This is a genomic window from Nitratireductor sp. OM-1 (assembly GCF_003296175.1).
Classification (GTDB): Bacteria; Pseudomonadota; Alphaproteobacteria; order Rhizobiales; family Rhizobiaceae; genus Nitratireductor; species Nitratireductor aquimarinus.
In genome coordinates this window covers 2,300,579-2,323,474 of record NZ_CP029208.1, presented here as the reverse complement: position 1 = coordinate 2,323,474, position 22,896 = coordinate 2,300,579, and the positions used below count along the sequence as shown (strand labels likewise).

22 protein-coding genes and 1 tRNA gene are annotated in these 22,896 nt (G+C 62.1%); 14 read left to right on the top strand and 9 right to left on the bottom strand.

Going from position 1 to position 22,896, the window contains the following annotated elements:
• Positions 1-51: 51 nt before the first annotated feature.
• From DEJ54_RS10905 to DEJ54_RS10895, 3 genes are all read right to left on the bottom strand, one after another.
• Positions 52-501: a cytochrome c gene (locus DEJ54_RS10905; RefSeq protein WP_113154588.1), complete on the bottom strand. Its 450-nt coding sequence runs from the start codon at positions 499-501 to the stop codon at positions 52-54.
• 178 nt (positions 502-679) lie between these two features.
• Positions 680-1,279 (bottom strand): superoxide dismutase, encoded by a 600-nt coding sequence (locus tag DEJ54_RS10900; protein WP_113154587.1) that lies wholly within the window; start codon positions 1,277-1,279, stop codon positions 680-682.
• Positions 1,280-1,381: 102 nt separating this feature from the next.
• Positions 1,382-2,260, bottom strand: coding sequence for a branched-chain amino acid aminotransferase (locus DEJ54_RS10895; protein WP_113154586.1), 879 nt, complete (start codon positions 2,258-2,260; stop codon positions 1,382-1,384).
• 196 nt (positions 2,261-2,456) lie between these two features.
• On the opposite strand from DEJ54_RS10895, the gene DEJ54_RS10890 reads away from it, so the two are divergent.
• Positions 2,457-3,113 (top strand): haloacid dehalogenase type II, encoded by a 657-nt coding sequence (locus DEJ54_RS10890; protein WP_113154585.1) that lies wholly within the window; start codon positions 2,457-2,459, stop codon positions 3,111-3,113.
• Between the two features lie 249 nt (positions 3,114-3,362).
• Positions 3,363-4,109, top strand: coding sequence for a L,D-transpeptidase (locus DEJ54_RS10885; RefSeq protein ID WP_113154584.1), 747 nt, complete (start codon positions 3,363-3,365; stop codon positions 4,107-4,109).
• Between the two features lie 40 nt (positions 4,110-4,149).
• Here the strand turns inward: DEJ54_RS10885 and DEJ54_RS10880 are convergent, their stop codons facing one another.
• Complete coding sequence (locus tag DEJ54_RS10880) at positions 4,150-5,724, bottom strand: helicase HerA-like C-terminal domain-containing protein (RefSeq protein ID WP_113156223.1); 1,575 nt, start codon at positions 5,722-5,724, stop codon at positions 4,150-4,152.
• A 255-nt stretch (positions 5,725-5,979) separates the two neighbouring features.
• Between DEJ54_RS10880 and DEJ54_RS10875 the strand changes: the two genes are divergently transcribed.
• From DEJ54_RS10875 to DEJ54_RS10855, 5 genes are all read left to right on the top strand, one after another.
• Entirely contained in the window at positions 5,980-7,425 is a 1,446-nt protein-coding gene (locus DEJ54_RS10875; RefSeq protein ID WP_113154583.1) for a methylmalonyl-CoA mutase family protein, read from the top strand.
• Positions 7,422-9,548: a methylmalonyl-CoA mutase gene (scpA, locus tag DEJ54_RS10870; protein ID WP_113154582.1), complete on the top strand. Its 2,127-nt coding sequence runs from the start codon at positions 7,422-7,424 to the stop codon at positions 9,546-9,548. The genes DEJ54_RS10875 and scpA overlap by 4 nt, the downstream gene beginning before the upstream one ends.
• Positions 9,549-9,614: 66 nt before the next feature.
• Positions 9,615-9,836 (top strand): AbrB/MazE/SpoVT family DNA-binding domain-containing protein, encoded by a 222-nt coding sequence (locus DEJ54_RS10865; protein WP_113154581.1) that lies wholly within the window; start codon positions 9,615-9,617, stop codon positions 9,834-9,836.
• Positions 9,833-10,222 (top strand): type II toxin-antitoxin system death-on-curing family toxin, encoded by a 390-nt coding sequence (locus DEJ54_RS10860; RefSeq protein ID WP_113154580.1) that lies wholly within the window; start codon positions 9,833-9,835, stop codon positions 10,220-10,222. Before DEJ54_RS10865 ends, DEJ54_RS10860 begins: the two co-directional genes overlap by 4 nt.
• 55 nt (positions 10,223-10,277) lie before the next feature.
• Positions 10,278-11,645 carry a TIGR03808 family TAT-translocated repetitive protein gene (locus DEJ54_RS10855; RefSeq protein WP_113154579.1) on the top strand — a complete coding sequence of 456 codons (1,368 nt, stop codon included), beginning with the start codon at positions 10,278-10,280 and terminating at the stop codon, positions 11,643-11,645.
• A gap of 56 nt (positions 11,646-11,701) precedes the next feature.
• On the opposite strand, the gene DEJ54_RS10850 is transcribed toward DEJ54_RS10855, so the two are convergent.
• Together DEJ54_RS10850 and DEJ54_RS10845 are read right to left on the bottom strand one after the other, a co-directional pair.
• Positions 11,702-12,553: a GyrI-like domain-containing protein gene (locus tag DEJ54_RS10850; protein WP_113154578.1), complete on the bottom strand. Its 852-nt coding sequence runs from the start codon at positions 12,551-12,553 to the stop codon at positions 11,702-11,704.
• Between the two features lie 439 nt (positions 12,554-12,992).
• A complete protein-coding gene (locus tag DEJ54_RS10845) occupies positions 12,993-14,006 on the bottom strand; it encodes an asparaginase (RefSeq protein WP_113156222.1) in 1,014 nt (337 codons plus the stop codon).
• Between the two features lie 62 nt (positions 14,007-14,068).
• On the opposite strand from DEJ54_RS10845, the gene DEJ54_RS10840 reads away from it, so the two are divergent.
• Positions 14,069-14,848 carry a DUF3750 domain-containing protein gene (locus DEJ54_RS10840; protein ID WP_113154577.1) on the top strand — a complete coding sequence of 260 codons (780 nt, stop codon included), beginning with the start codon at positions 14,069-14,071 and terminating at the stop codon, positions 14,846-14,848.
• Here DEJ54_RS10840 and DEJ54_RS10835 read toward each other — a convergent pair.
• On the bottom strand, positions 14,841-16,007 hold the full coding sequence (locus DEJ54_RS10835) for an acetyl-CoA acetyltransferase (protein ID WP_113154576.1): 1,167 nt from the start codon (positions 16,005-16,007) through the stop codon (positions 14,841-14,843). The two genes, DEJ54_RS10840 and DEJ54_RS10835, sit on opposite strands and share 8 nt — an antisense overlap.
• Positions 16,008-16,171: 164 nt before the next feature.
• Between DEJ54_RS10835 and betI the strand changes: the two genes are divergently transcribed.
• The 5 genes from betI to DEJ54_RS10810 all read left to right on the top strand — a co-directional run bounded on the left by betI (position 16,172) and on the right by DEJ54_RS10810 (position 20,701).
• Positions 16,172-16,774, top strand: coding sequence for a transcriptional regulator BetI (betI, locus tag DEJ54_RS10830; RefSeq protein WP_113154575.1), 603 nt, complete (start codon positions 16,172-16,174; stop codon positions 16,772-16,774).
• On the top strand, positions 16,767-18,419 hold the full coding sequence (betA, locus tag DEJ54_RS10825; protein ID WP_113154574.1) for a choline dehydrogenase: 1,653 nt from the start codon (positions 16,767-16,769) through the stop codon (positions 18,417-18,419). Before betI ends, betA begins: the two co-directional genes overlap by 8 nt.
• Positions 18,420-18,533: 114 nt before the next feature.
• Entirely contained in the window at positions 18,534-19,997 is a 1,464-nt protein-coding gene (gene betB, locus DEJ54_RS10820; RefSeq protein WP_113154573.1) for a betaine-aldehyde dehydrogenase, read from the top strand.
• A gap of 58 nt (positions 19,998-20,055) precedes the next feature.
• Positions 20,056-20,132: transfer RNA gene (locus tag DEJ54_RS10815), tRNA-Pro, on the top strand.
• Between the two features lie 359 nt (positions 20,133-20,491).
• A complete protein-coding gene (locus DEJ54_RS10810; RefSeq protein WP_113154572.1) occupies positions 20,492-20,701 on the top strand; it encodes a cold-shock protein in 210 nt (69 codons plus the stop codon).
• A gap of 238 nt (positions 20,702-20,939) precedes the next feature.
• Here DEJ54_RS10810 and DEJ54_RS10805 read toward each other — a convergent pair whose 3' ends face one another.
• The gene (locus DEJ54_RS10805) at positions 20,940-21,200 is read right to left on the bottom strand and encodes a hypothetical protein (protein ID WP_113154571.1); all 261 of its coding nucleotides are present in this window, start codon (positions 21,198-21,200) and stop codon (positions 20,940-20,942) included.
• A 241-nt stretch (positions 21,201-21,441) separates the two neighbouring features.
• Here DEJ54_RS10805 and DEJ54_RS10800 point away from each other — a divergent pair, with 241 nt between their 5' ends.
• Positions 21,442-21,987 (top strand): hypothetical protein, encoded by a 546-nt coding sequence (locus DEJ54_RS10800; protein ID WP_113154570.1) that lies wholly within the window; start codon positions 21,442-21,444, stop codon positions 21,985-21,987.
• A gap of 68 nt (positions 21,988-22,055) precedes the next feature.
• Here the strand turns inward: DEJ54_RS10800 and DEJ54_RS10795 are convergent, their stop codons facing one another.
• Positions 22,056-22,859, bottom strand: a complete 804-nt coding sequence (locus tag DEJ54_RS10795) for a GGDEF domain-containing protein (RefSeq protein WP_245447498.1) — start codon at positions 22,857-22,859, stop codon at positions 22,056-22,058.
• Positions 22,860-22,896: the final 37 nt, after the last annotated feature.

The following is a 22,896-nucleotide window of genomic DNA, read 5'->3' as shown; positions in this document are numbered from 1 at the left end:
TAAGACAATGAATTAGAGCGTTTTCGCGTTTCAACAAAAAGCGGAAACGCTCTAGTTGTTCTGAACGCGGAACTTCTCGTGGCAGCTTTTGCAATTGCTGAACACCGGGCCGATCGCCGCCTGGAAAGAAGCGAGATCCGCCGGTCCGTCCTTGCCTGCCGCGTCTAAGGCAGCCGCCGTGTCGGTCATGTATTTGTCGAGCGCGGCCTGAAAGCCGGCTGCATCTTCCCAGATCGCGGGTGCAGCGGTGGTGTCGCCCTCGCCCGAACCCTCGGGAAAGAATGCGCCATACGATTTTGCGCCTGCGTTCAGCGTCAGGATCGCAGCCTTTGCGATTGCGGGATTATAGGCCAGCTCTTCCTTCATCATCGCGCCGGCAAGGCCGGCAGATGCGGCCGTTGCCTGCATGATCGACTTGCGTACGGCAATCGGATCATCTGCTGCGGCAACGCCGGAAACCGACAGGCAAAGCGCTGAAACGGCAAGTGCAATCTTCTTCATGGAAACCCTCCGGTAATTTGTTCGAACAATACCCGGACCAACGCGGTTGGCCGGGAATTATTCCGGGGAACGCCTTCACGCTTTCGTGAAGGTCGGTCGAATCAAAAAGGCCCGGCGCTGGGCCGGGCCTTTCGAGTACAATCAGAAACCGTACTTATTATGAAATCCACAAGCGGAATTACGAAGCCTGCTCGTAAAGCTCCAGCACGTAATCCCAGTTGATCAGGCTGTCGACGAACGCCTCGAGATACTTCGGACGCGCATTGCGGTAATCGATGTAATAGGAGTGCTCCCACACATCGACGCCGAGGATCGGCGCTGCGTCGTGAACCAGCGGGTTCTCGCCGTTCGGGGTCTTCATGATCTCAAGCTTGCCGTTCTTGACAGCGAGCCATGCCCAGCCCGAACCGAACTGCGTTGCACCGGCATTGATGAAGTCGGCGCGGAACTTGTCGTAGCCGCCCAGATCGCTGTCGATGGCCTTGGCGAGCGCGCCCGGAAGGCTGGTGCCGCCGCCGTCTTTCTTCATCCACTTCCAGAAGTGAACGTGGTTGTAATGCTGGGCCGCATTGTTGAACAGGCCGGCATTCTTGCCGAAGGACTGCTTGACCACTTCCTCGAGCGACAGGCCGTCCATGCCTGCTTCTGCAGCCAGCTTGTTCCCATTGTCGACATAAGCCTTGTGGTGCTTGTCGTGGTGGTACTCCAGCGTTTCCTTCGACATGAAGGGCTGCAGTGCCTCATAATCGTAAGGCAGATCCGGCAGTTCAAAAGCCATGGTGGTAAACTCCCTCGTACAGGTGGTTGAATTCTGCAGGACGCAGATGGTGCTCTCCCTTGAGAGAGACAATACCCATCGCGTCCGATTGTTCCCGAATGATCAGGCGGGCACGCCCGAATGGGCCCACTCCCAATAGAGGTCACGGGCCTTTTTGGCCACAGGACCAGCCTGATAATTCTGATCTTCGACCCGGCTCACCGGCACGACCTTGGAGTGGTTGCCGGAGGAGAACACCTCGTCCGCTTCAAGGAAATCCTTCACCGAAAGCGTCTTTTCAACGACTTCCATACCTGCATCGCGCAGAAGGCCGATCACGCGGGTGCGGGTGATGCCGGTCAGGAACGTACCGTTCGGCGCAGGCGTGTAGACCACGCCATCCTTGACCATGAAGATGTTGGAGCTGCCGGTCTCGGCCACATTGCCCAGCATGTCGAGCACCAGCGCATTGTCAAAGCCGCGGCTGCGCGCTTCCATGATGGCGCGGGCGTTGTTCGGGTAGAGGCACCCTGCCTTGGCATTGGTCGGCGCGGTTTCGAAGCTCGGCCGGCGAAACGGGGAAACGCCAACGGAAAAGCCGGTCGGCTCCAGCATCGGCGCTTCATAGAGGCACAGGCAGAAACGGCTGGAATCCGGGTCCGCCGGCACGCCCATATAGCCGCCGTGCTCACCCCAGTACATCGGGCGGATATAGACAGCCGTCTTGCCGTCGAACTTCTTCAGACCGTCATTCGCCAGCCCGATGATTTCGTCAGCCGAAACCTTCGGCGTGAGGCCGAGATTGGCGGCGGAAGCGTTGACGCGTGCCGCATGCAGATCAAGGTCCGGCGCAACATTCTCGAACCAGCGCGCACCGTCGAACACGGTCGAGCCGAGCCACATGGCGTGGCTGCGCGGACCGATGAGGGGTACGTTGCCCTCATGCCAATCGCCATCAACATAGGTCCAGGTCGTCGATTGGACTTCGGTCACTACGGTCATACTGCGCCTTCCTTCCTGATGATCACGCAAGAATCTCTGCAAAGATGCGAAATTCTTAAATTCTCGGTGCCAATTATGGAAATGACTTTGTCCGGTCCCGTCAATCGCCGCCATGCGCCTTTCGATGAGGCCAGACCACGCTTCTTGACCGTCTCCAGCCCGTGCGGTCAAGTACGGAGTGCGTAAAGGAGTACTGATGCGCCACGCGGCCTATGTGTTCGATGCCTATGGCACCCTGTTCGACGTGCATGCGGCGGTGCGTCGCCATGCCGGCGAAATCGGGCCGGAAGGACAGCGTTTTTCGGAACTGTGGCGCGCCAAGCAGCTCGAATATTCCTGGGTCTTCACCCTGATGGGCGAATACACCGACTTCTGGACCATGACGGAGCGGGCGCTCGATTTCGCCTTCGCAAGAATTCCCTCGGTTGACCGCCGCCTGCGGCAGGATCTGCTCGACGCCTACTGGCAACTCGACTGCTATGAAGAAGTTCCCGCGGTCCTGAAGGCGCTGAAGGCCGGCGGAGCGCGGCTGGCGGTTCTGTCCAACGGGTCGCCCGCAATGCTGGAATCGGCAATCCGCTCCTCCGCCCTCGACACGGTTCTGGATGAGGTTTTCTCGGTGGAAACGGTCCGCCGCTTCAAGACCGATCAGAGCGTCTATGAAATGGTCACCAATGCCTGGCGCATCTATCCGCAGAACGTCTCGTTCCAGTCGTCGAATCGCTGGGACGTTGCGGGCGCACAGCATTTCGGATTCCGCACGGTCTGGCTCAACCGAACGGACCAGCCGGACGAATATGAAGAGTTTCCGCCTGACCTGATTCTACCGTCCCTCGACGGATTACTGACGTGACGTAAGAAGATTCCGCACATTCCGGGCGCGTGCTATGATGCATCTATAACACACTCGACCAGGAACTGCGCCGAATGCGTGATTTTTCACCTTCAAGTCAAAGTTACTCGGTCTATCAAGCATGTTCCGATAACTTCTCTCACCCTAGGGCGGGAACAAGGGATTTAAATCCCGCATGTGATCCGGAGGGCCGGCATTCAGGCTTTCGGGGTTATCAGTCCTGACGAAACGCGAGTACACGAAGAAACCATGTCCAATTCCCCCACTGCCGTACGATCACTCACCCGGCGTCGTTTTCTGTCCCTGAGCGCAATTGGCGCCGCATCGGTCGGCCTGTCCGCCTGCGTCAGCGACCAGACCGAGAAGCCCGCGATTGTCTCGCGTCCCGCGCCCAAGCCCGGCCCCGTCCAGTACAATTCCATGTACTCGGCCGTCGTTGATGCCGGCTACGACATTCCCGCTGTTCCGATCGAGAAGATCAACCCGCGTTACTATCGTCAGGAAGTTGCCGATCCGACCGGCGAGCGTCCCGGCACCATCGTCGTCGACACCGCCAACCACTTCCTCTACCTCGTGCTCGAGAATGGCCGCGCCCTGCGCTATGGCGTCGGCCTTGGCCGCGCCGGCTTTGAGTGGGCCGGTCGCGCCGAGATCAAATACAAGCAGCAGTGGCCCCGCTGGTTCCCGCCGGCAGAGATGATCGACCGTCGCCCGGAGCTCGAAAAATATCGCTCCGAGTACGACAAGGCCAACGACAAGTGGGTCGGCGGCATGCAGCCCGGCGTTTCCAACCCGCTCGGCGCCCGCGCGCTCTACATCTTCGAAGATGGCAAGGACACGCTCTACCGCGTTCACGGTTCGCCCGAGTGGTGGACCATCGGCAAGTCGGTTTCCTCGGGCTGCGTGCGCATGCTCAACCAGGACGTGATCGACCTTTACACGCGCGTTCCAGATGGTGCGCCGATCCTCGTCACCTCGGGCCTGCGCACCGTTTGACGCCATGGTCCCGTCAGGACTTGAATGAGAAAGGGGCGCTCTAGCGCCCCTTTTTTAAACTCCCGAGAATACCCCGCACCAGCGCCCTTCCAAGCGAGGTGCCGACGGAGCGGACCACCGATTTGATGGCGGCTTCCGTGACCGACTGCCGGTTGGACGTGCGCCGGCGCGGCGTGGTCGTCGTCTTGCGCCGCGTGGTGGTGGTGCTGGTTTTCGCGCCATCGCCGAAATCGGGCAGCGACCAGCGCGTGCGCCCCTCCCCGTCACCGGCCTCTTCGGCCTCCTGCGCGCTTGCCTCGGCCTTCGCCTTCTCTTCGGCTTTCTTCTGCAGCATCTCGAAGGCGGATTCGCGGTCGATGCTCTCGTCGTACTGACCGAACACCGGGCTCGCCTTCATAAGCTTGTCGCGTTCTGCATCCGTGATCGGCCCGAGCCGCGATGCCGGCGGGCGGATCAGCGTCCGCTGCACGATGGAGGGAACGCCCTTGGATTCCAGCGTCGAAACCAGCGCCTCACCGACGCCAAGCTGCGTGATCGCTTCGAAACAGTCGAATTCGGGATTGGGCCGAAACGTGTCAGCTGCCGTCTTCACGGCCTTCTGCTCGCGTGGCGTATAGGCGCGCAGTGCATGCTGCACGCGGTTGCCGAGCTGGCTCAGAACCGTCTCGGGAACATCGAGCGGGTTCTGCGTGACAAAATAGACGCCAACACCCTTGGAGCGGATCAGCCGCACCACCTGCTCGACACGCTCGACCAGAACCTTCGGCGCGTCATCGAACAGGAGATGCGCTTCATCGAAGAAGAAAACGAGGCGCGGCCGGTCCGGGTCCCCCACTTCCGGCAGTTCCTCGAACAGTTCCGAAAGCAGCCAGAGCAGGAAGGTCGCGTAAAGACGCGGATTCATCATCAGCTTGTCGGCGGCCAGCACGTTGATCGCGCCGCGGCCGTCGCGCGTGGTGCGCATGATGTCGCCGATCTCGAGCGCCGGCTCGCCGAAGAAGAAGTTCGCCCCCTGCTGCTCCAGCACCAGAAGCGTGCGCTGGATCGCGCCGACAGACTGCTTCGACACATTGCCGTAGCGCGTGCCGATCTCGTCGGCGCGGTCCGCCACATGCACCAGAAGCGCCTGCAGGTCCTTCATGTCGAGCAGCAGCAGCCCTTCCTCATCGGCAATGCGGAAGGCAATGTTCAAAACACCTTCCTGCGCGTCCGAGAGGTTCATCAGCCGCGACAGAAGAAGCGGCCCCATCTCCGAGATGGTGGTGCGGATCGGGTGACCCTTCTTGCCGAAGAGATCCCAGAAAATGACCGGGAATTCCTGAAACTCATACGGGTCGAGCTTGATCGCGTCGGCGCGCTTGGTGAGGAAGTCCTTCTCCTCGCCCATCATGGCGATGCCGGAAAGGTCGCCCTTCACATCCGCGCAGAACACGGGCACGCCCGCATTCGAAAACCCTTCCGCGAGGATCTGCAGCGTCACCGTCTTGCCGGTGCCGGTTGCGCCGGTGACGAGCCCGTGCCTGTTGGCGTATTTCAGCAGAAGACGCTCGGCCTGCTGGTAGCTGTCGTCCGGATGCCGACTGGCCCCCAGAAAAATCGTGTCGTCTGCCGTCATGAAATAGCCTCGCTCGATCAACCCGTTGCTGCGCAATGTTCTCCGGTATAGTCAGCCCCGCAGAAACACTCAACGGCGTTGTGCACGCGCGCTGAAAGCGAGGCTTTCATGCAACGCTCGGGGCTATTTGGCCTATTGTGCATTGCGGCGTGATCTGTGGCGTCCTAAACTCCGGGCTCAGTAAAGGGTGGTTGCCTTGGGCTGGAAACGCGCAAAGCGGCGGATCCGGCCTCGGCCATCGGCGAATCGGGAGGCATGATGGATCGCGCGATCCTAAAAAAAGTGAAGTTCCCCCAGATCGATCAGGAGCGCTGGCGCGACCTGGTGGTCGAATCCCTGAAGGGGGAAGCAGGTCCGGAAGCTCTCTCCTGGCAGACGGATGACAACATCTCCATGCGCGCACTTTACGAGCGCATGCAGGACGCCAAGCCGCTGGCGCGCGGCCGTGGAAAATCCGGCTGGGCGCATGTTCAGCGCATGGACGATCCGGACCCCGTGCGCGCCAATCTTCAGGCGAAGGAAGACATCGCACAGGGTGCAACGGGCCTCGCGCTCGTCTTTGCAGGCGCTCCCAATGCATTCGGCTTCGGCATGCCCGCAACGCCCGAGGCGGTTGCGAAGGCGCTAGACGGCATCGACCTGCAGGGCATGCATCTGCGCATGGACGCCAATCCGAGCAGCCGCGCCATTGTCGACTGGCTGACCCAGCTTTTCACCGAGCGCCGCATCAACCCGGCCGCCATGACGCTTTCCTTCGGCATTTCGCCGGCGGCGACCTTCGCCGGCACCGGCAAGCTGCGCATGTCCATCGAGGCGCTTGAAGCCTCCATGCCGCAGTCCTTCGCGGGCTTCTTCGCGATGGATCTGCCCGGCATCCTGCTCGAGGGCGATGGCCGCGTGTTCCACAATGCCGGCGCTTCCGAGGCGCAGGAGCTTGGCATCATGCTTGCCTCCGCAGTCTCGCATCTGCGCATGTTCGAGCAGGCCCGCCAGCCGCTTGTCTATGCCGCGCCGCATATCGGCTTCTCGCTCTGCGTCGATCAGGATCAGTTCCTGTCGATTGCCAAGATCAGGGCCCTGCGCCGCCTGTGGGCGCGCGTTCAGGAGACCTGCTCCATCGAGCCGTCGCTCGCAACGATCCACGCAGAGACCTCCTATCGGATGATGACGGCGAAGGATCCCGAGACGAACACGCTGCGCACCACCATCGCCGCATTCGCGGCGGCTGTTGGCGGCGCGGACACGCTGTCCGTCCTGCCGCACACCATCGTCCACGGTCTCCCCGATCCCGATGCGCGGCGGCTTGCCCGCAACACGCAGCTCATTCTCTCCGGCGAAAGCCATCTGGATCTGATCATCGATCCCGCGGCCGGCGCCGGCGGCATGGAAACGCTCACCGCCGCGCTCTGCGAAAAGGCGTGGGACGAGTTCCGCCGCATCGAGAGCGAGGGCGGCGTGCTGCGCAGCCTGATGAACGGACACATTCAGGAGCGCGTGCTCGCCATGCGCGAGCGCCGCGAGCAGCGCATCAATGACGGCAAGAAGGCCATTGTCGGCACCACCATCTATCCGGCTGCCGAAGAGCGCCCGGTCAAGACGCTCAAAGCGGTTTCGCCCGACATCTCCGGTGAGGTGGCCGCCGTGCGTTGCCAGCCGCTGCTTGCCCAGCGTCTCGACGAGACTGGAGGAGGCATCGCATGATCCCGGACTTCGCCAGCATCGACTGGTCGGTCCCTCATTCATCGCCTCTCCCAGCCCAGACCCCGCCGGCAGAAACGCCGGAAGGCATCGCCATCAAGCCTTCCTATTCGGAGGATGACTTAAGGGGTCTGCGCTTTCTCGACACCTATCCGGGCGCCGCGCCCTTCATTCGCGGCCCCTACCCCACCATGTACACCCGCCGGCCCTGGACCATTCGCCAGTATGCCGGTTTCTCGACGGCTGAAGAATCCAACGCCTTTTACCGGCGCAATCTCGCCGCCGGTCAGAAAGGCCTGTCGGTCGCCTTCGACCTCGCCACCCATCGCGGCTATGACAGCGACCACCCCCGTGTTGCGGGCGATGTGGGCATGGCCGGTGTGGCGATCGATTCCATTCTCGACATGCGCCAGCTCTTCGACGGCATTCCGCTCGACAAAATGAGCGTGTCCATGACCATGAACGGCGCGGTTCTGCCGATCATGGCGCTCTACATCGTCGCGGCAGAGGAACAGGGCGTCGCCCACAGGGACCTTTCGGGCACCATTCAGAATGACATTCTGAAGGAGTTCATGGTCCGCAACACCTATATCTACCCGCCCAAGCCCTCGATGCGGGTGATCTCCGACATCTTCGCCTACACGGCGGAGCACATGCCCAAATTCAACTCCATCTCCATCTCCGGCTATCACATGCAGGAGGCTGGCGCGTCCGCCGATCTGGAGCTGGCCTACACCATCGCCGACGGCATCGAATATGCCCGCGCCGGCATCGCCGCCGGGCTCGACATCGACCGTTTCGCGCCCCGCCTGTCCTTCTTCTGGGCCATCGGCATGAACTTCTTCATGGAAGTGGCCAAGATGCGCGCCGCGCGTCTTCTCTGGGCCACGCTCCTGAAAGAGAATTTCGCGCCGAAGAGCGAGCGCTCGCTGTCGCTGCGCACCCATTGCCAGACATCCGGCTGGTCGCTCACCGCGCAGGATCCCTACAACAATATCGTGCGCACCATGGTCGAGGCCATGGCCGCCACCCAGGGCCACACCCAGTCGCTGCACACAAACGCCTTTGACGAGGCGCTGGCCCTGCCGACCGACCATTCCGCGCGCATCGCCCGCAACACGCAACTTGTGCTGCAGCTTGAATCCGGCACCACGCGCATGATCGACCCATGGGGCGGCTCCCATTTCGTCGAGCGCCTCACACACGATCTCGCCAACCGCGCCCTGAAACACATCGAAGAGGTGGAAACCCTCGGCGGCATGGCTGCGGCCATCGAGAAGGGTGTGCCGAAGATGCGCATCGAGGAAGCGGCTGCCCGCACCCAGGCGCGGATCGATTCCGGCGAACAGCTCGTCGTCGGCGTCAACAATTACCAGCCCGAACGCGACACCGAGGTGGACGTGCTCAAGGTGGACAACGCCGAAGTGCGCGCCCGCCAGCTCGCCAAGCTGCAACAGCTCAAGGGCACCCGCGACGTGGCCGAAACCGAGAGCGCCCTTGCCGCCCTCACCCGCGCTGCCGAGGGAGACGGAAACCTTCTCGAATTCGCCGTCCGCGCCGCCCGCGCCAAGGCAACGGTGGGCGAGATTTCTTCGGCACTCGAAAAGGTCTTTGGCCGCCATGTGGCCGAGATCCGCACCATTTCCGGCGTCTACCGCAAGGAGGTGGGCGACCTTCCCTCCGTCGAGCGCGCGCACCAGAAGGTGGAGAAATTCCGCAAGAAGACGGGTGCCGCCCCCCGCATCCTGATCGCCAAGATCGGCCAGGACGGGCATGACCGCGGCCAGAAGGTCATCGCCACCGCCTTCGGTGATCTGGGGTTCGACGTCACCGTAGGCGCCATGTTCCAGACGCCTGAGGAAGTGGCCGAGCTCGCCATCGCCAATGATGTGCAGATCGTCGGCGCATCGTCGCTCGCCGCCGGTCACCTCACCCTCATCCCCGAGCTCAAGACAGCGCTGGAAAAGCGCGGCCATGGCGACATTCTTCTGGTTGCCGGCGGTGTCATTCCCCCGGATGATTTTGCGGCCGTGCATGAAGCCGGCGCTGCGGAAATCTTCCCACCCGGCACTGTCATCCCGGAAGCCGCCGAGCGCCTGCTCGACCGGCTTCTGAAATCAGGCTAGTCGCCCCATTCTTGAAATGGCCGCCCCTCTGTTATACCTTAAGTTATAACACACGGAGCCAAAGCCATGAATGTAACCATTCGCAAGATCGGGAATTCGGAAGGTGTCATCCTGCCGAAGGAAGTGCTTGAGCGGCAGGGCCTCAAATCCGGTGACCAGCTGGTCCTCACGGAGTCGGAGAATGGCATTTCTCTGAAAACGGCGGACGACCATTTTGAACGCCAGCTGGAAGCTGCCCATCAAATCATGGATCAATACAAGGTCGCGCTGCAGAAACTCGCCGAATGAGCTGGATGTTTCTTTCACGGATTGCCGTTGAGGCGATGCATGATGAGCAGTTGCGACGACATGGCGGTGCGCGGGGTATCCGCGACGAGAATGCACTGGAGTCCGCTCTTGCACGGGCAGAGAACAAGGCAGCCTACGAAGCGCCGGACATCCATGATCTGGCGGCAGCCTATGTCTTCGGCATTGCCCGCAATCACGCGTTTGTCGATGGGAACAAGCGGACTGCGATCGTTGCTGCCGGTGCGTTCCTGCTCATCCATGGATATCGCATGACGGCCGATAACGGGCTGGTTTACACATTTGTCATGGCGCTCGCCGCCGGCGAGATCGATGAAGCAGGCGCTGCGGCATTCTTCCGCGACCACACGGTCCCTCTCGAAACCTGAACCTCACGGCACGAAACCTGCATTCAAAATCGGGCCAGTCCGGAGTTGTGCCAAAATGAACCGCCGCAGATTTTTGAGAGCCAGCGCAGGGTTTGCCGTTCTCGGCCTTTCCATGCCGCATCTTGCCTTTGCCGACGCCGCGCTCGGGCGCATGGCGGCTGGTGCTGCCAGTGCGCGGGATTTCGGCGTCGATTCGAACAGCGCCACAGATCAGACTTCGCCCCTCACCGCCCTGCTTGAACGCGCCAGCGCGGAATCCATACCGGTCTTTCTCCCGCCCGGCCGCTATCGCCTGTCGGGCCTCTCGCTTCCCCGTCAGGTCCGCCTCATCGGTGTTCCCGGCGCAACGCGCCTTGTGCAGGAACGCGCCGGCGCATTTCTTTCGGCGCGCGACAGTGAACACCTTTCCCTGTCGGGCCTTGCGCTCGATGGCGTGTACATGCCGCTTTCCGGCGATGTCCGTGCGCTTCTCGACATTGACGGCGCAGAACACCTCGCTATTGAGCAATGCGCCTTTCGGGCCAGCAGCGGCAGTGGCCTCGCCCTTCACCGCGCACGCGGGCGGATCCGCGACAGCGAGATCGCGGATGCCTCCGACTACGCCCTCTACGCGCTGGATTCGGATGGGCTCGACATCAGCGCCAACACCATTGCCGATTGCGGCAATGGCGGCATTCTCGTCCATCGCAGTAGCCCCGGCGCGGATGGCAGCCGCATTGCGGGAAACCGCATCACCCGCATCCGCGCAGACAGGGGCGGCACCGGCCAGTATGGCAATGGGGTCAACGCCTATCGCGCCGACAATCTGCGCATATCCGACAATGAAATTACCGACTGCGCCTTCTCGGCCATACGCGGCAACAGCGCCGGCAATCTCCAGATTTCCGGCAACACCTGCCTGCGCTCCGGCGAGACGGCGCTCTATGCCGAGTTTGCCTTTCAGGGCGCGGTCATCACCGGCAATCTGGTGGATGGCGCGGCCCATGGCATTTCCATGGCCAATTTCGACAAGGGCGGCCGCCTCTGCGCCTGCACGGGCAACATCGTCCGCAACCTCTCCGCAAACGGCCCCTACCCCTCGCCCATGGCCGGTTTCGGCATCGGCATCAATGTCGAGGCCGACAGCGCGGTCACCGGCAATGTCATCGAGAACGCGCCGCTTGCCGGCATTCGCATGGGCTGGGGGCCCTTCCTGCGCAACATCACCGCTTCGGGAAACGTCATCCGCAAGGCGAAAACCGGCATCATTGTCTCCGTGGTTGAAGGCACGGGCGCAGCAGTCATTTCCGGCAATGTCTTCGAAGACACGCCGGATGGCGCGGTCGTCGGCCATCGCTGGGCCGACGCCGTCACCAGCGACCTGCTGCGCGCCGGCAGCAAGGACATTCCGCACCTGACAGTCGCAGACAATCGCGCAGGCTAAACCGAAAGACCTGCCCTTTCTGTCGAACGATGCTCAGCAGGTGTGCGGCTTCGGCTTCACTGCGCCGCCTTGAGAGGCAGGTAAATATCCGTGCGGAGTTCGCTTTGCGGCACCTCGCGCGGATCGTTCAGATAGGCCTCGAAGATGGGAGCATCCTCCGGCTCATAGCCGGATGCAGGCAGCCACACGCCCAGAAACCAGCGATAGGCCCCGCGCATGTCGGCATAAGGGCCCGTATAGCTCAGCTTCGCATATGCCCCACCGCGCAGCACCGTCTCCACGAGAGGCGCATCGATTGCGAAGGACTCTGCCACCGGCAGACAGGCGCGCGAGCGCAATTCGGTCTCGGGGCCGATATCCGGATCGTCGAAGAACACGCCGATCATGGCAGGCTCGGCCGGGATCGCGTCGCGCGCGGCAAGCGTGGTGAAGAGCCGTCCCATGGCGTGATCGATTTCCATATAGGAGCCCGTGTGATCGATCCCCGCGCAACGACGTTCCGGCACACGCTCCACCACCACCGGAAAAGCGCGCGCCGCACCTGCGGCATTCGCGGCCCTGAATGCTGCATGCGATCCCTTTTCGCGATAGGCTGCGGGGCTCATGCCGAAAGCGCTCTTGAACGCCCGGCCGAACGTGTCTGGCGAACCATAACCGGCACGCGCGCCGATGGCGTCGATGTCCAGTTCTGAATTGGCCAGCCGGTCGGCGGCGCGCTGGAGCCTCAACCGGCGGATCGTCGCGACAATGGTTTCGCCGCGCATGGCCGAGTAGATGCGGCTCCAGTGATAGGGCGAGAGGCAGGCAACTTCCGCCAGCCGATCAAAGGAGAGATCCTCCTCGAGGTTGGCATAGACGTGATCGAGCACCCGGTTGAGGCGGTCATTGTAGTTTTCCAGGCAGGTCATGAATGTCCTCTGTCATACTTGAAATCACGGAACTTCTCGCACGATGTGGACAGGCAAATCCTGCGCACTTGAAGCATGGCCGTCAGCCTTGTCACTTGAGAGGCCATGCCGTCATGCCGTTGCACCATCAATAGTTTGGAACGTCCCCTGCGTCCCCAAAGAGGCGCACGGCAATCTAGGGTCAGGACCCATTAATATGGCCGCAATGGCGTTCGATAGACCAAGAGATGCCAGGAAAAGCCCGCAGAGCGGGGGCTTCCCCCGGTCAAGGGGTTTGACGCAGCAGATCGCCGGCCTATCGAGCGTCCTTCGGATCGGCCTGATTTGCACGGCTACTTTGTCGCAAGTCCTCGAAAGACGTGAAGTCTTCCTGCAGCCTTGCTTCGCGTATCCGCACAAATCAGGCCGACCATTGCGGTCATATTAATGGATCCTGACCCTAGCCGACCTGAACATCCAGAACGTCTGAAGGCCGCAGCCCGCCGACCTCGAAACCGCGCCGGTTGGTCAGAACGGGCCGCGCCATCTCATGCAGCGTCCCGGCAAGCGCATCCCCCTTCAGAAGCTGCGCCAGAACCTCGGCCACCATCACTTCGGCAGCCCGCGTGGCTCCGTCATCGCATTTGAGCGCAATGCCGAGGCCCTTCTCGGGGATCGCCGCACAGAATACGCCTTCCGCCCCCGTCTTGGTGAAGATGCGGCCCTGTCCGGCCTCCATCATGCGTGTGTCGGACCGTCCGCTGCCCGCCACATAGAACGGCTCGGCCATGCAGGCCGCAAAAATCCGTCGGGCGGCTTTCGCCCTTTCCGGCGCAAACCCCGTGCCCGTCGCCATGCGCGCAAATCCCTGCGCCAGCGCCCGAAGCGGCACCGCATAGGTGGGGATGGAGCAGCCATCCGTGCCGCACAGATCGCTCTTGTGCGCAGCGCCCGTCACATCTTCCATCGCTGCCTTCACCGCATCCTGAAGCGGGTGACCCAGCGCCACATAGCCCTGCGGATCATGTCCCAGATGGGCGCAGGTGCATAAGAAACCCGCATGCTTGCCGGAACAGTTGTTGTGCGCCGCCGTCGGCTCCGAAAGGGTGCGCGCCTGCTCGAGCAGCACATGTTCCTGAGAAGACCAGTGCGCCCCGCACTCGAAAGCGTCCGCGCCAAGCCCCGCCCGCTCGAGCATGGCGATAGCCAGCGCCGCATGTTCCGGCTCGCCCGAATGCGACGAACAGGCGAGCGCGATCTCGCGGTTGCCGAAGCCATAGGCATCCGCCGCCCCGCTTTCCACGAAGGGCAGCGCCTGAATGGATTTCACGGCTGAACGCGGGAAAACCGGCCGGTCGATATCACCAAGGCTCATCACCGCGCCGCCATCCGCATCGAACACGGCGATAGCGCCCCGGTGCCTGCTCTCGACAACGTTACCGCGCAACACCTCGACCAGAACCGGATTGCCCATGTTTTCACCGTAATTTGCGGGATTCATTTTCATCATCTTCCGGCGACAATAGACTGGCCCCCATGCGTTTTTTCAAGAGAACTTTGCTCTTTCTCCTCGTCGTCTTCGTTTTGCCGGCCTCAGCTTCACTGGCCTGGTGGGCGGTGCAGGAACGGCCTGGCTCCTGGCGCAGCGCCGACTGGTCGGCGAGTGGTGTGCTGCCCGCGCCCGCAGGCGATCCGCAGGCCGCAGTCTACGTGATGGCCGCACGCACCGGCGGCATGAAGGGCGCGCTCTCCGTTCACAGCTGGCTTGTGCTCAAACGTGCGAACGCCTCCGGCTATGACCGTTACGACAAGGTTGGCTGGGGCAGCCCGGTGCGCCGAAACGCCTACCCGGCGGACGGGCGCTGGTATTCAAACACGCCTTATGTGGTGACCGCCATCAAGGGAGAAGAGGCCGAACGCCTTATCCCTCAGGTGGAAGCGGCCATCGCCAGCTATCCGTTTTCGCAGCGCGGCGATTACGGCCTGTGGCCCGGCCCCAATTCCAATTCCTTCACCGCGCATGTGCTGCGCACGGTGGCCGACCTCGACATTGCCCTGCCGCCCACCGCCGTCGGCCGTGATTATCGCCCGGGCATCTTCGCCTTCGACCACGCGCCCGACTGGAGCGATGTCCATGTGTCCTTTGGTGGCCTGGCAGGGTTTGCCGCCGGCCTGCGCTCAGGCTTCGAGCTTCAGTTTCTGGGACTGGTCGCCGGCCTCGACATACGCAACCCGGCACTGAAGGTGCCGGGCTTTGGACGCGTCGAACTGTGGCCGTCGGCGACGGCAGGCGAGAAGGTCACGCCTTCTACTTGATCCGTTCGAGGATCGACACGTAGTTGGCGACTGCCGCGCCACCCATGTTGAAGATGCCACCCAGCGTCGCGCCGGGGATCTGGATGCCGCCGGCCTCGCCGGTCAGCTGCATCGCCGTCAGCGCGTGCATGGAAACGCCGGTCGCGCCGATCGGGTGGCCCTTGGCCTTCAGGCCGCCCGACGGGTTCACCGGCAGACGCCCGTCCTTCTGTGTCTGACCTTCGAGCGCGATCCTGCCGCCCTCGCCGCGCTTCGCCAATCCCATAGCCTCATATTCGATCAGCTCGGCAATGGTGAAACAGTCATGCGTCTCCACGAAGGAGAGATCGTCCAGCGTCACGCTGGCGCTCTTCAGCGCCTGCTTCCATGCCGCCTCACAGCCTTCGAACTGCAGGATGTCGCGCTTCGACATGGGCAGGAAGTCCTGCACATGCTCATTGGCGCGCAGCGCCACCGCACGGCGCATCGAAAGCGCCGTCTGCGTGTCCGCCAGAACGACAGCCGCCGCCCCGTCGGAAACAAGCGAACAATCCGTGCGCTTTAACGGGCCGGCGACATAGGGGTTGCGCTCGCTCTCCTGCCGGCAGAACTCAAAACCCAGATCCTTGCGCATCTGCGCATATGGATTGTCGACGCCGTTCTTGTGGTTCTTTGCCGCCAGCGCCGCCAGCGCATCCGTCTGGTCGCCATATTTCTGGAAATAGGCATCCGCGATCTTGCCGAAAACGCCGGCGAAACCGCCCGGAATCTCGCCATCTTCCGGCAGATACGACGCTTTCAGCAGGTTTTCCGCAATCTGCGGTCCCGGCGTCCTGGTCATCTGCTCCGCGCCCACCACCAGCACGATGCGCGCCGCACGCGCCTCAATGGCACGCGCGCCCTGCCGCACGGCGGCGGAACCGGTCGCGCAGGCGTTTTCCACCCGCGTCGCCGGCTTGAAGCGCAGCCGGTCATCGGCCTGCAGCACGAGGCTCGCGGTAAAATCCTGCGGCGAGAAACCGGCGTTGAAATGGCCGAGCACGATCTCGTCCACATCCTCCGGCCCGATGCCCGCATGGTCCAGCGCCTCACGCGCCACCTGCACGATCAGCCCTTCCAGCGTGTCGTCGGTCAGCTTGCCGAATTTGGAGTGGGCCCAGCCCACGATGCATGCGGTCATCTCGTCTCTCCCGGACCGCCAGCCAGCGGCCAGCGTGTTGATGAACTGTCTCACAAAATCATAAATCCGGCGCGAAGACCGTTCAAGCCTGAACTATTCAAACACCCGGTCTGAGCCTCCGAATTTTTCTTGATTGACTCATCAATCAATAATAAACGAGAGCCATGCCCAAGATCGGAATGGAACCCATCCGCCGCCGCGCGCTCATTGATGCGGCCATCAGCGCCATTGGCGAGCGCGGCGCGTTGAACGTCACCATGTCGGACATTGCCGGCCGCGCCGGCGTGTCGACCGCGCTTGCGCATCACTATTTCGGCGGCAAGGACGACCTCCTTTTCGCCACGATGCGCCACATCCTCACCCAGCTCGGCAATGAGATCCGCCCGGCCATCGCTCCGCTTTCCGGGCCTGAGCGGGTGCGCGCGATCATCGCGGTCAACCTCTCGCCGGAGCAGTTCCGCCCCGAGATCATCGCCGCCTGGCTCGCCTTTTATGTGGAGGCGCGGCGCGATGCAGCGCTTGGCCGCCTCTTCCGCATCTACGTGCATCGCCTTCACAGCGACCTTCTGAGCGGCCTTGCCGATCTTCCCCGCCCTGCCGCCATACGCACAGCGCGCGGCATCGCCGCCCTTATCGACGGTCTTTATCTGCGCCGTGCGCTCGGCGAAGGCGTCGAGGATTCCCGGACCGCCATCTTCCTCGTCGAAGACTATCTCGACATGGCGCTTGCCCGTCACACGCCCCACGGGAGTGCGTTCCATGGCTGAAGCCGATTTCGTCATCATCGGGTCCGGCTCCGCCGGCGCCGCGCTTGCCTACCGCCTGTCGGAAGACGGCAGGCATTCGGTCATCGTCATCGAATATGGCGGCAGCGATATCGGCCCCTTCATCCAGATGCCCGCCGCCCTCTCCTTCCCCATGAACATGGCGCGCTATGACTGGGGCTTTCAGAGCGAGCCGGAGCCACATCTGGGCGGGCGCGTTCTGGCCACACCGCGTGGCAAGGTGATCGGCGGCTCCTCCTCCATCAACGGCATGGTCTATGTCCGCGGCCACGCCCGCGACTTCGACCACTGGGCCGAACAGGGCGCGGCCGGCTGGGCCTATGCGGATGTGCTGCCCTACTTCAAGCGCATGGAGACGATGGAGGATGGCGAAGCCGGCTGGCGCGGAACCGACGGCCCGCTTCATGTACGCAAGGGCCCGCGCGACAATCCGCTCTTTTCCGCCTTCGTTGAAGCGGGTCGACAGGCCGGCTTCGAGACCACGCCGGACTATAACGGCTCCCAGCAGGAGGGCTTCGGCGCACTCCAGCAGACGATCCACAGGGGCCGGCGCTGGTCCACGGCCAACGCTTACCTCCGGCCCGCGCTGAAGAGAAAGAACGTGAGTCTCGTCAATGGCTTCGCGCGCCGCGTTGTCATGGAGAATCAACGCGCCACCGGCGTCGAGATCGAAGCTCACGGAAAGATTCAGGTCGTTAAAGCAAAACGTGAAGTCATTATCGCAGCATCAGCGATCAATTCACCAAAGCTGCTGATGCTTTCGGGCATCGGCCCCGCCGCACATCTGCAGGAGCGCGGCATTGATGTCGTGGCCGACCGGCCCGGCGTTGGCGGCAATCTGCAGGACCATCTGGAACTCTACATCCAGCAGGAATCACTTCAGCCGATCACGCTCTATTCAAAGCTCAATCTCCTTTCCAAAGGGTTGATCGGCGCTGAATGGCTGTTCTTTAAATCAGGTCTGGGCACATCGAATCATTTCGAGGCCGGCGCATTCGTCCGCTCCGCCGCCGGCGTCGAGTATCCGGATATCCAGTATCACTTCCTGCCCGTCGCCATCCGCTATGATGGCAAGGCGGCGGCGAAGGGACACGGCTTTCAGGCGCATGTCGGACCGATGCGCTCCAGATCGCGCGGCGCGATCCGCCTCAGATCGGGCGACGCCTGGGACAAGCCGGAGATCCGCTTCAACTACATGTCGCATCCGCAGGACTGGAGCGACTTCCGCCACTGCATCCGCCTCACCCGCGAGATCTTCTCGCAGGACGCCTTCACCCCCTATCGCGGACGCGAGATCGCGCCGGGCGACAGCGTCCAGTCCGACGATGAACTCGACGCCTTCATCCGCGATCATGCCGAAAGCGCCTATCATCCCTGCGGCACCTGCCGTATGGGTGCGGCAAGCGACGCGATGAGCGTTGTCGACGGGGAATGCCGCGTGATCGGGGTCGAAGGGCTGCGGGTCGCAGATTCGTCGATTTTCCCCCGTATCACCAACGGCAATCTCAACGGGCCATCGATCATGGTGGGCGAGAAAGCCGCCGATCATATTCTTGGCCGGACACCGCTCAGCCCGTCCAATCAGGAACCCTGGATCAACCCGCGCTGGCGGGAAACCGACCGATAGGGCAATTTCAGGAAAAGCGGAAACCGGTTTTCCGCCCGGAATTGGGCAAAACAAAAAGTTTCAGCGCTTTCGCAACTCAACGAAAAGCGAAGGCGCTCCAAAGCTGGAGACATTATGCGCGCGCAGCCGAAAGCATCGCACTACATCAACGGCCACTATGTGGAAGATGAACAGGGCGCCGTCATCGATGTCGTTTATCCGGCAACGGGCGAGACCATCGCACGCGTTCATTCCGCGACCCCGAACATCGTCGAGCTTGCCGTCGAGGCCGCACGCGCGGCCCAGCCGGCCTGGGCGAAGCTGAAACCCGTTGAGCGCGGACGCATACTGCGCCGCGCAGCCGACCTTCTTCTTAAGCACAATGAAGAACTGGCCGCGCTGGAAACCCTGAACACCGGCAAGGCGCTTCAGGAAACGCTGGTCGCCGACGCGCCTTCCGCCGCCGAGGCTCTGGAGTTTCTGGGCGGCGCGGTTGCCGCCTTCAACGGCGAGCAGGTCGAGCTTGGCGGCGCGTTCGGCTACACGCGACATGAACCGCTCGGCGTATGCGTCGGCATTGGCGCGTGGAACTATCCGATCCAGATCGCCGGCTGGAAATCCGCCCCCGCACTCGCCATGGGCAACGCCATGGTGTTCAAACCCTCCGAGGTGACCCCGCTTTCCGCGCTGAAGCTCGCCGAGATTTACACCGAGGCGGGGCTTCCGGACGGTCTCTTCAACGTGGTGCAGGGACTGGGCGATGTCGGCGCAGCGCTTGTCGCCCATCCCGGGGTCGCCAAGGTGTCGCTCACCGGCTCGGTGGAGACCGGCAAGAAGGTGCAGTCGCTCGCCGGCAGCCACATGAAGCCCGCCACGATGGAGCTCGGTGGCAAGTCACCGCTGATCGTGTTCGATGACGCCGATCTGGAAAACGCCATTGGCGGCGCCATGCTCGGCAATTTTTATTCGACTGGCCAGATCTGCTCCAACGGCACCCGTGTTTTTGTGCAGAAGGGCATTTACGAGCGCTTCCTGTCACGCCTGACGGAGCGCACCAGTGCGATTCGCCTGGGCGACCCGCTCGACCCCGAAACCCATCTCGGGCCGCTCATCAGCAGGGCGCAGCATGACAAGGTGCTGCGCTATATCGAGATCGGCCGCGAGGACGGCGCAACGCTGCATCATGGCGGTGGCGCACCGGGACTGCAGGGGCTGGAAGACGGTTACTATGTGGAGCCCACGATCTTCACCGATGTGACCGACGGAATGCGAATCGCGCGTGAGGAAATCTTCGGGCCGGTGATGAGCATTCTCACCTTCGAGGACGAAGACGAGGTGATCGAGCGCGCCAATGACACGCCATTCGGCCTTGCAGCCGGCGTCTTCACGCAGAACCTCGCCCGCGCCCATCGCGTCATCAACGCGTTGAAAGCCGGCACCTGCTGGATCAACACCTACAATCTGACGCCCGTGGAACTGCCCTTCGGCGGCGTGAAGCAGTCCGGCTTCGGCCGGGAGAACGCCATGGCCGCGCTCGCCGCCTATTCACAGGCCAAATCGGTCTATGTGGAGACCGGCGATGTAGAAAGTCCGTATTGAATGTCGGTTTGATCTTGCGCAGTTCAAATCCGGCGGCTATAAGCCCGCCGTCTGGTCACGGAGTGTAGCGCAGCCTGGTAGCGCACCTCGTTCGGGACGAGGGGGTCGCAGGTTCGAATCCTGCCACTCCGACCAGTTTTCAAAAATCGACATTTTTCCCAAGGGTTGAGCCAGTCCTCCCCTTCAAGCTGTGTCGCCTCCCCCTCTCTGCCACCCGTTTTCACGCAGATTGCTCCCGCACTTCCAGGGCGTTGGCAGGGATTTTGAGCATTCCCGAGCGTCGGAAATGCGCATGCGTGATCCGGGGTGGAACTATCTCTCAATCAGACCTTGTTTCAAACACAATCCACACCTATATGTCGCGTATCGAACTTGCTGTTGAACTTTGTTTCGCGCTGCAAAGCGCCCCTACGATCTTCCCTCAAATTCGAACTACCCGGTGCATGGCAATCGTCAGGCATCGATCCCCTATGACGATTTGAAAGGAAAATCGTATGAACACTGGAACCGTAAAATTCTTCGACACCACCCGCGGCTTTGGCTTCATCGCTCCCGATGATGGCAAGAACGACGTGTTCGTTCACATCTCTGCCGTCGAGCGGGCGGGCATGCAGACCATCGTGGAAGGTCAGAAGCTCAGCTTCGAGATCGTCCAGGACCGCAAGTCGGGCAAAAGCGCTGCGGACAACCTGCAGGCTGCATAAGTTTCGTCTCCGCCACGTGACCACGGATGTACTGGCACGGGGCGTTGAGATGATCGAGAAGGTCGGGCTAGCGCCCGGCCTTTTTTGTTTTCAGACAGGGATTATGCGCGATAGCGCGCTGCGCCAGCCACACCCAGAGCTTCTGCATCAATCGGTATTAATGCCGAAACAGAAGCGCCTCGCCTGAAACACGGGCGGGCCGACCATGACGGAAGAGCGATCTTCGAGGGAAATCCGCCTACTCGGCCTTTTGCCATATGGGCATGCCGAGAGCGATTGCCGTACAGGCATAGCCGATATGGGCCGGCGCGCCTTCGCGCCGATAGCGCGCGATCGTCGCCCTGCCCACCTGCAGCACCCTGGCGGCATGCCGTTCGCTGAAACCGAGATGCTTCAGCCAGGCATCGAAATCCGTTGCGCCCATCGCGGCAGGCCGCGCGCCCCGTCCGCGCGCGGGGTGCCCGTCTTCTTTATCCGCCCTGAATGCGACGACGTTCACCCCGTCCCTCCGTCTGAATGACAAATGCCGTGCCGCGTCCCCTGATGTGCGACGGCTAGCAATACACAATGCCTGGTTGAATTATGCAACCTGTAAATTCCAGTCAATTGGGGAAACCTCGCACAGCCGCTTCACCACAATCAGCTGAGGGCCGCTACGTCGGGTGAATTTCTTAACACCGCGTTAAGAGCACGCGCCTAGGGTCTGCGCCATTATCAAACGAAACCACCCGGAGACGGCAATGCGCGGATTACTGATTTCGGCTTCCATCGCCACGTCCCTCTTGTTTGCAACGGTTTCCCCCGGCCAGGCCGAGGGTACGCTGCTGACGGTCAGCGGCGAGATCGACAACACCAATCGTGAGGCGTTTGACCCGTTCTTTGACGGGTTTCTGAAGTTCCACGACAAGACGTTCGACAAGGCGCACAGCTTCGACTGGGAGACGCTTGCCGCCCTTCCGCAGAAGACGATCAAGGTGAATGCCGACACGGAAGACTGGCCGCGCCCGCTCACCATGGAAGGCCCGCTTCTGAAAGACGTTCTTGCTGCAGCCGGTGCGAAAGGCGACAGCGCGACACTCTATGCGCTCGATGGCTTCGGCTTCGAAATGGATGCCGACAAGATGGCCGCCCATGAATGGATCCTCGCCATGAAGGTCGAAGGCGAACCAATCGGCATCGGCGGCCTCGGGCCGCTTTGGCTGGTCTACGACACCGGTGGCCGCAAGGCGCCGGAAGAAGAAGAACGCGGCTGGGTCTGGTCGGTTTTCCACATCGAAGTCGAATAGACGAAACGCAAACGGCGCACTTCGGCGCCGTTTTTTTCATTCCATGAACCGCGTGCCCGGCGCCACCCTCAGGCGACGACCTCATGCGGCGCGCGATACATCACCTGATCGCGCCCGCCCCGCTTGGCCCTGTACAGAAGGAAATCGGCCTCGCGGACAACTTCATCCAGCGTTTGCTCCGGGCGATGCATGGCAACGCCGATGCTCACCGTGGTGGAAAGCTCTTCGGGGTGCGCCGTGCACCCAACGAGACGGCAGCTCAGGGCGATGCGTTCCGAAACCGTGCGCGCAAGCGGCAGGTCCGCGCCCGGCATGAACACGGCGAATTCCTCGCCGCCAATGCGCGCGCAGATATCATCCACGCGCACGCTCTGGCGAATTGCCTCCGCCACCAGCACAAGCACCCGGTCCCCCTCGGCATGGCCAAACCGGTCGTTGATCAGCTTGAAGTGATCCACATCGATGAAGAGAACGACACCTGCCGAGGCGTCCGCTTCTCCGATAAACGCGCCCGCCTGCTGCATGAAATTGCGTCGATTGCACAGCTCGGTCAGGTAATCAGTCGTTGCAGCCTTATCCAGCTCCGCTGCCAGTTTCGCGACGGTCGCCGTCTTGCTCAGAAAAACATAGGCGATCGGGTAGGCCACAAGAACGGTGATGACTGCCGTGAGAATCAGGTCGAGCATCAGCCGGTCGGAAAAGAATATGGAGTAGAGAATGAGCGTCAGCGCGTCAGCACCCACGGCAGCGCCCAGAGTGACGATGCATGCCTGTTGCCAGATGCGCAACGCGTAAAACCGCTCGAACACCGCCTGCAAACGTCCCATCCCCTCGCCTTTTGCCGGCACATAATATTTCAGCGGTGTAAACATGCCGTTACCCCGCGGCAACCGGACGGACAAACCTCCA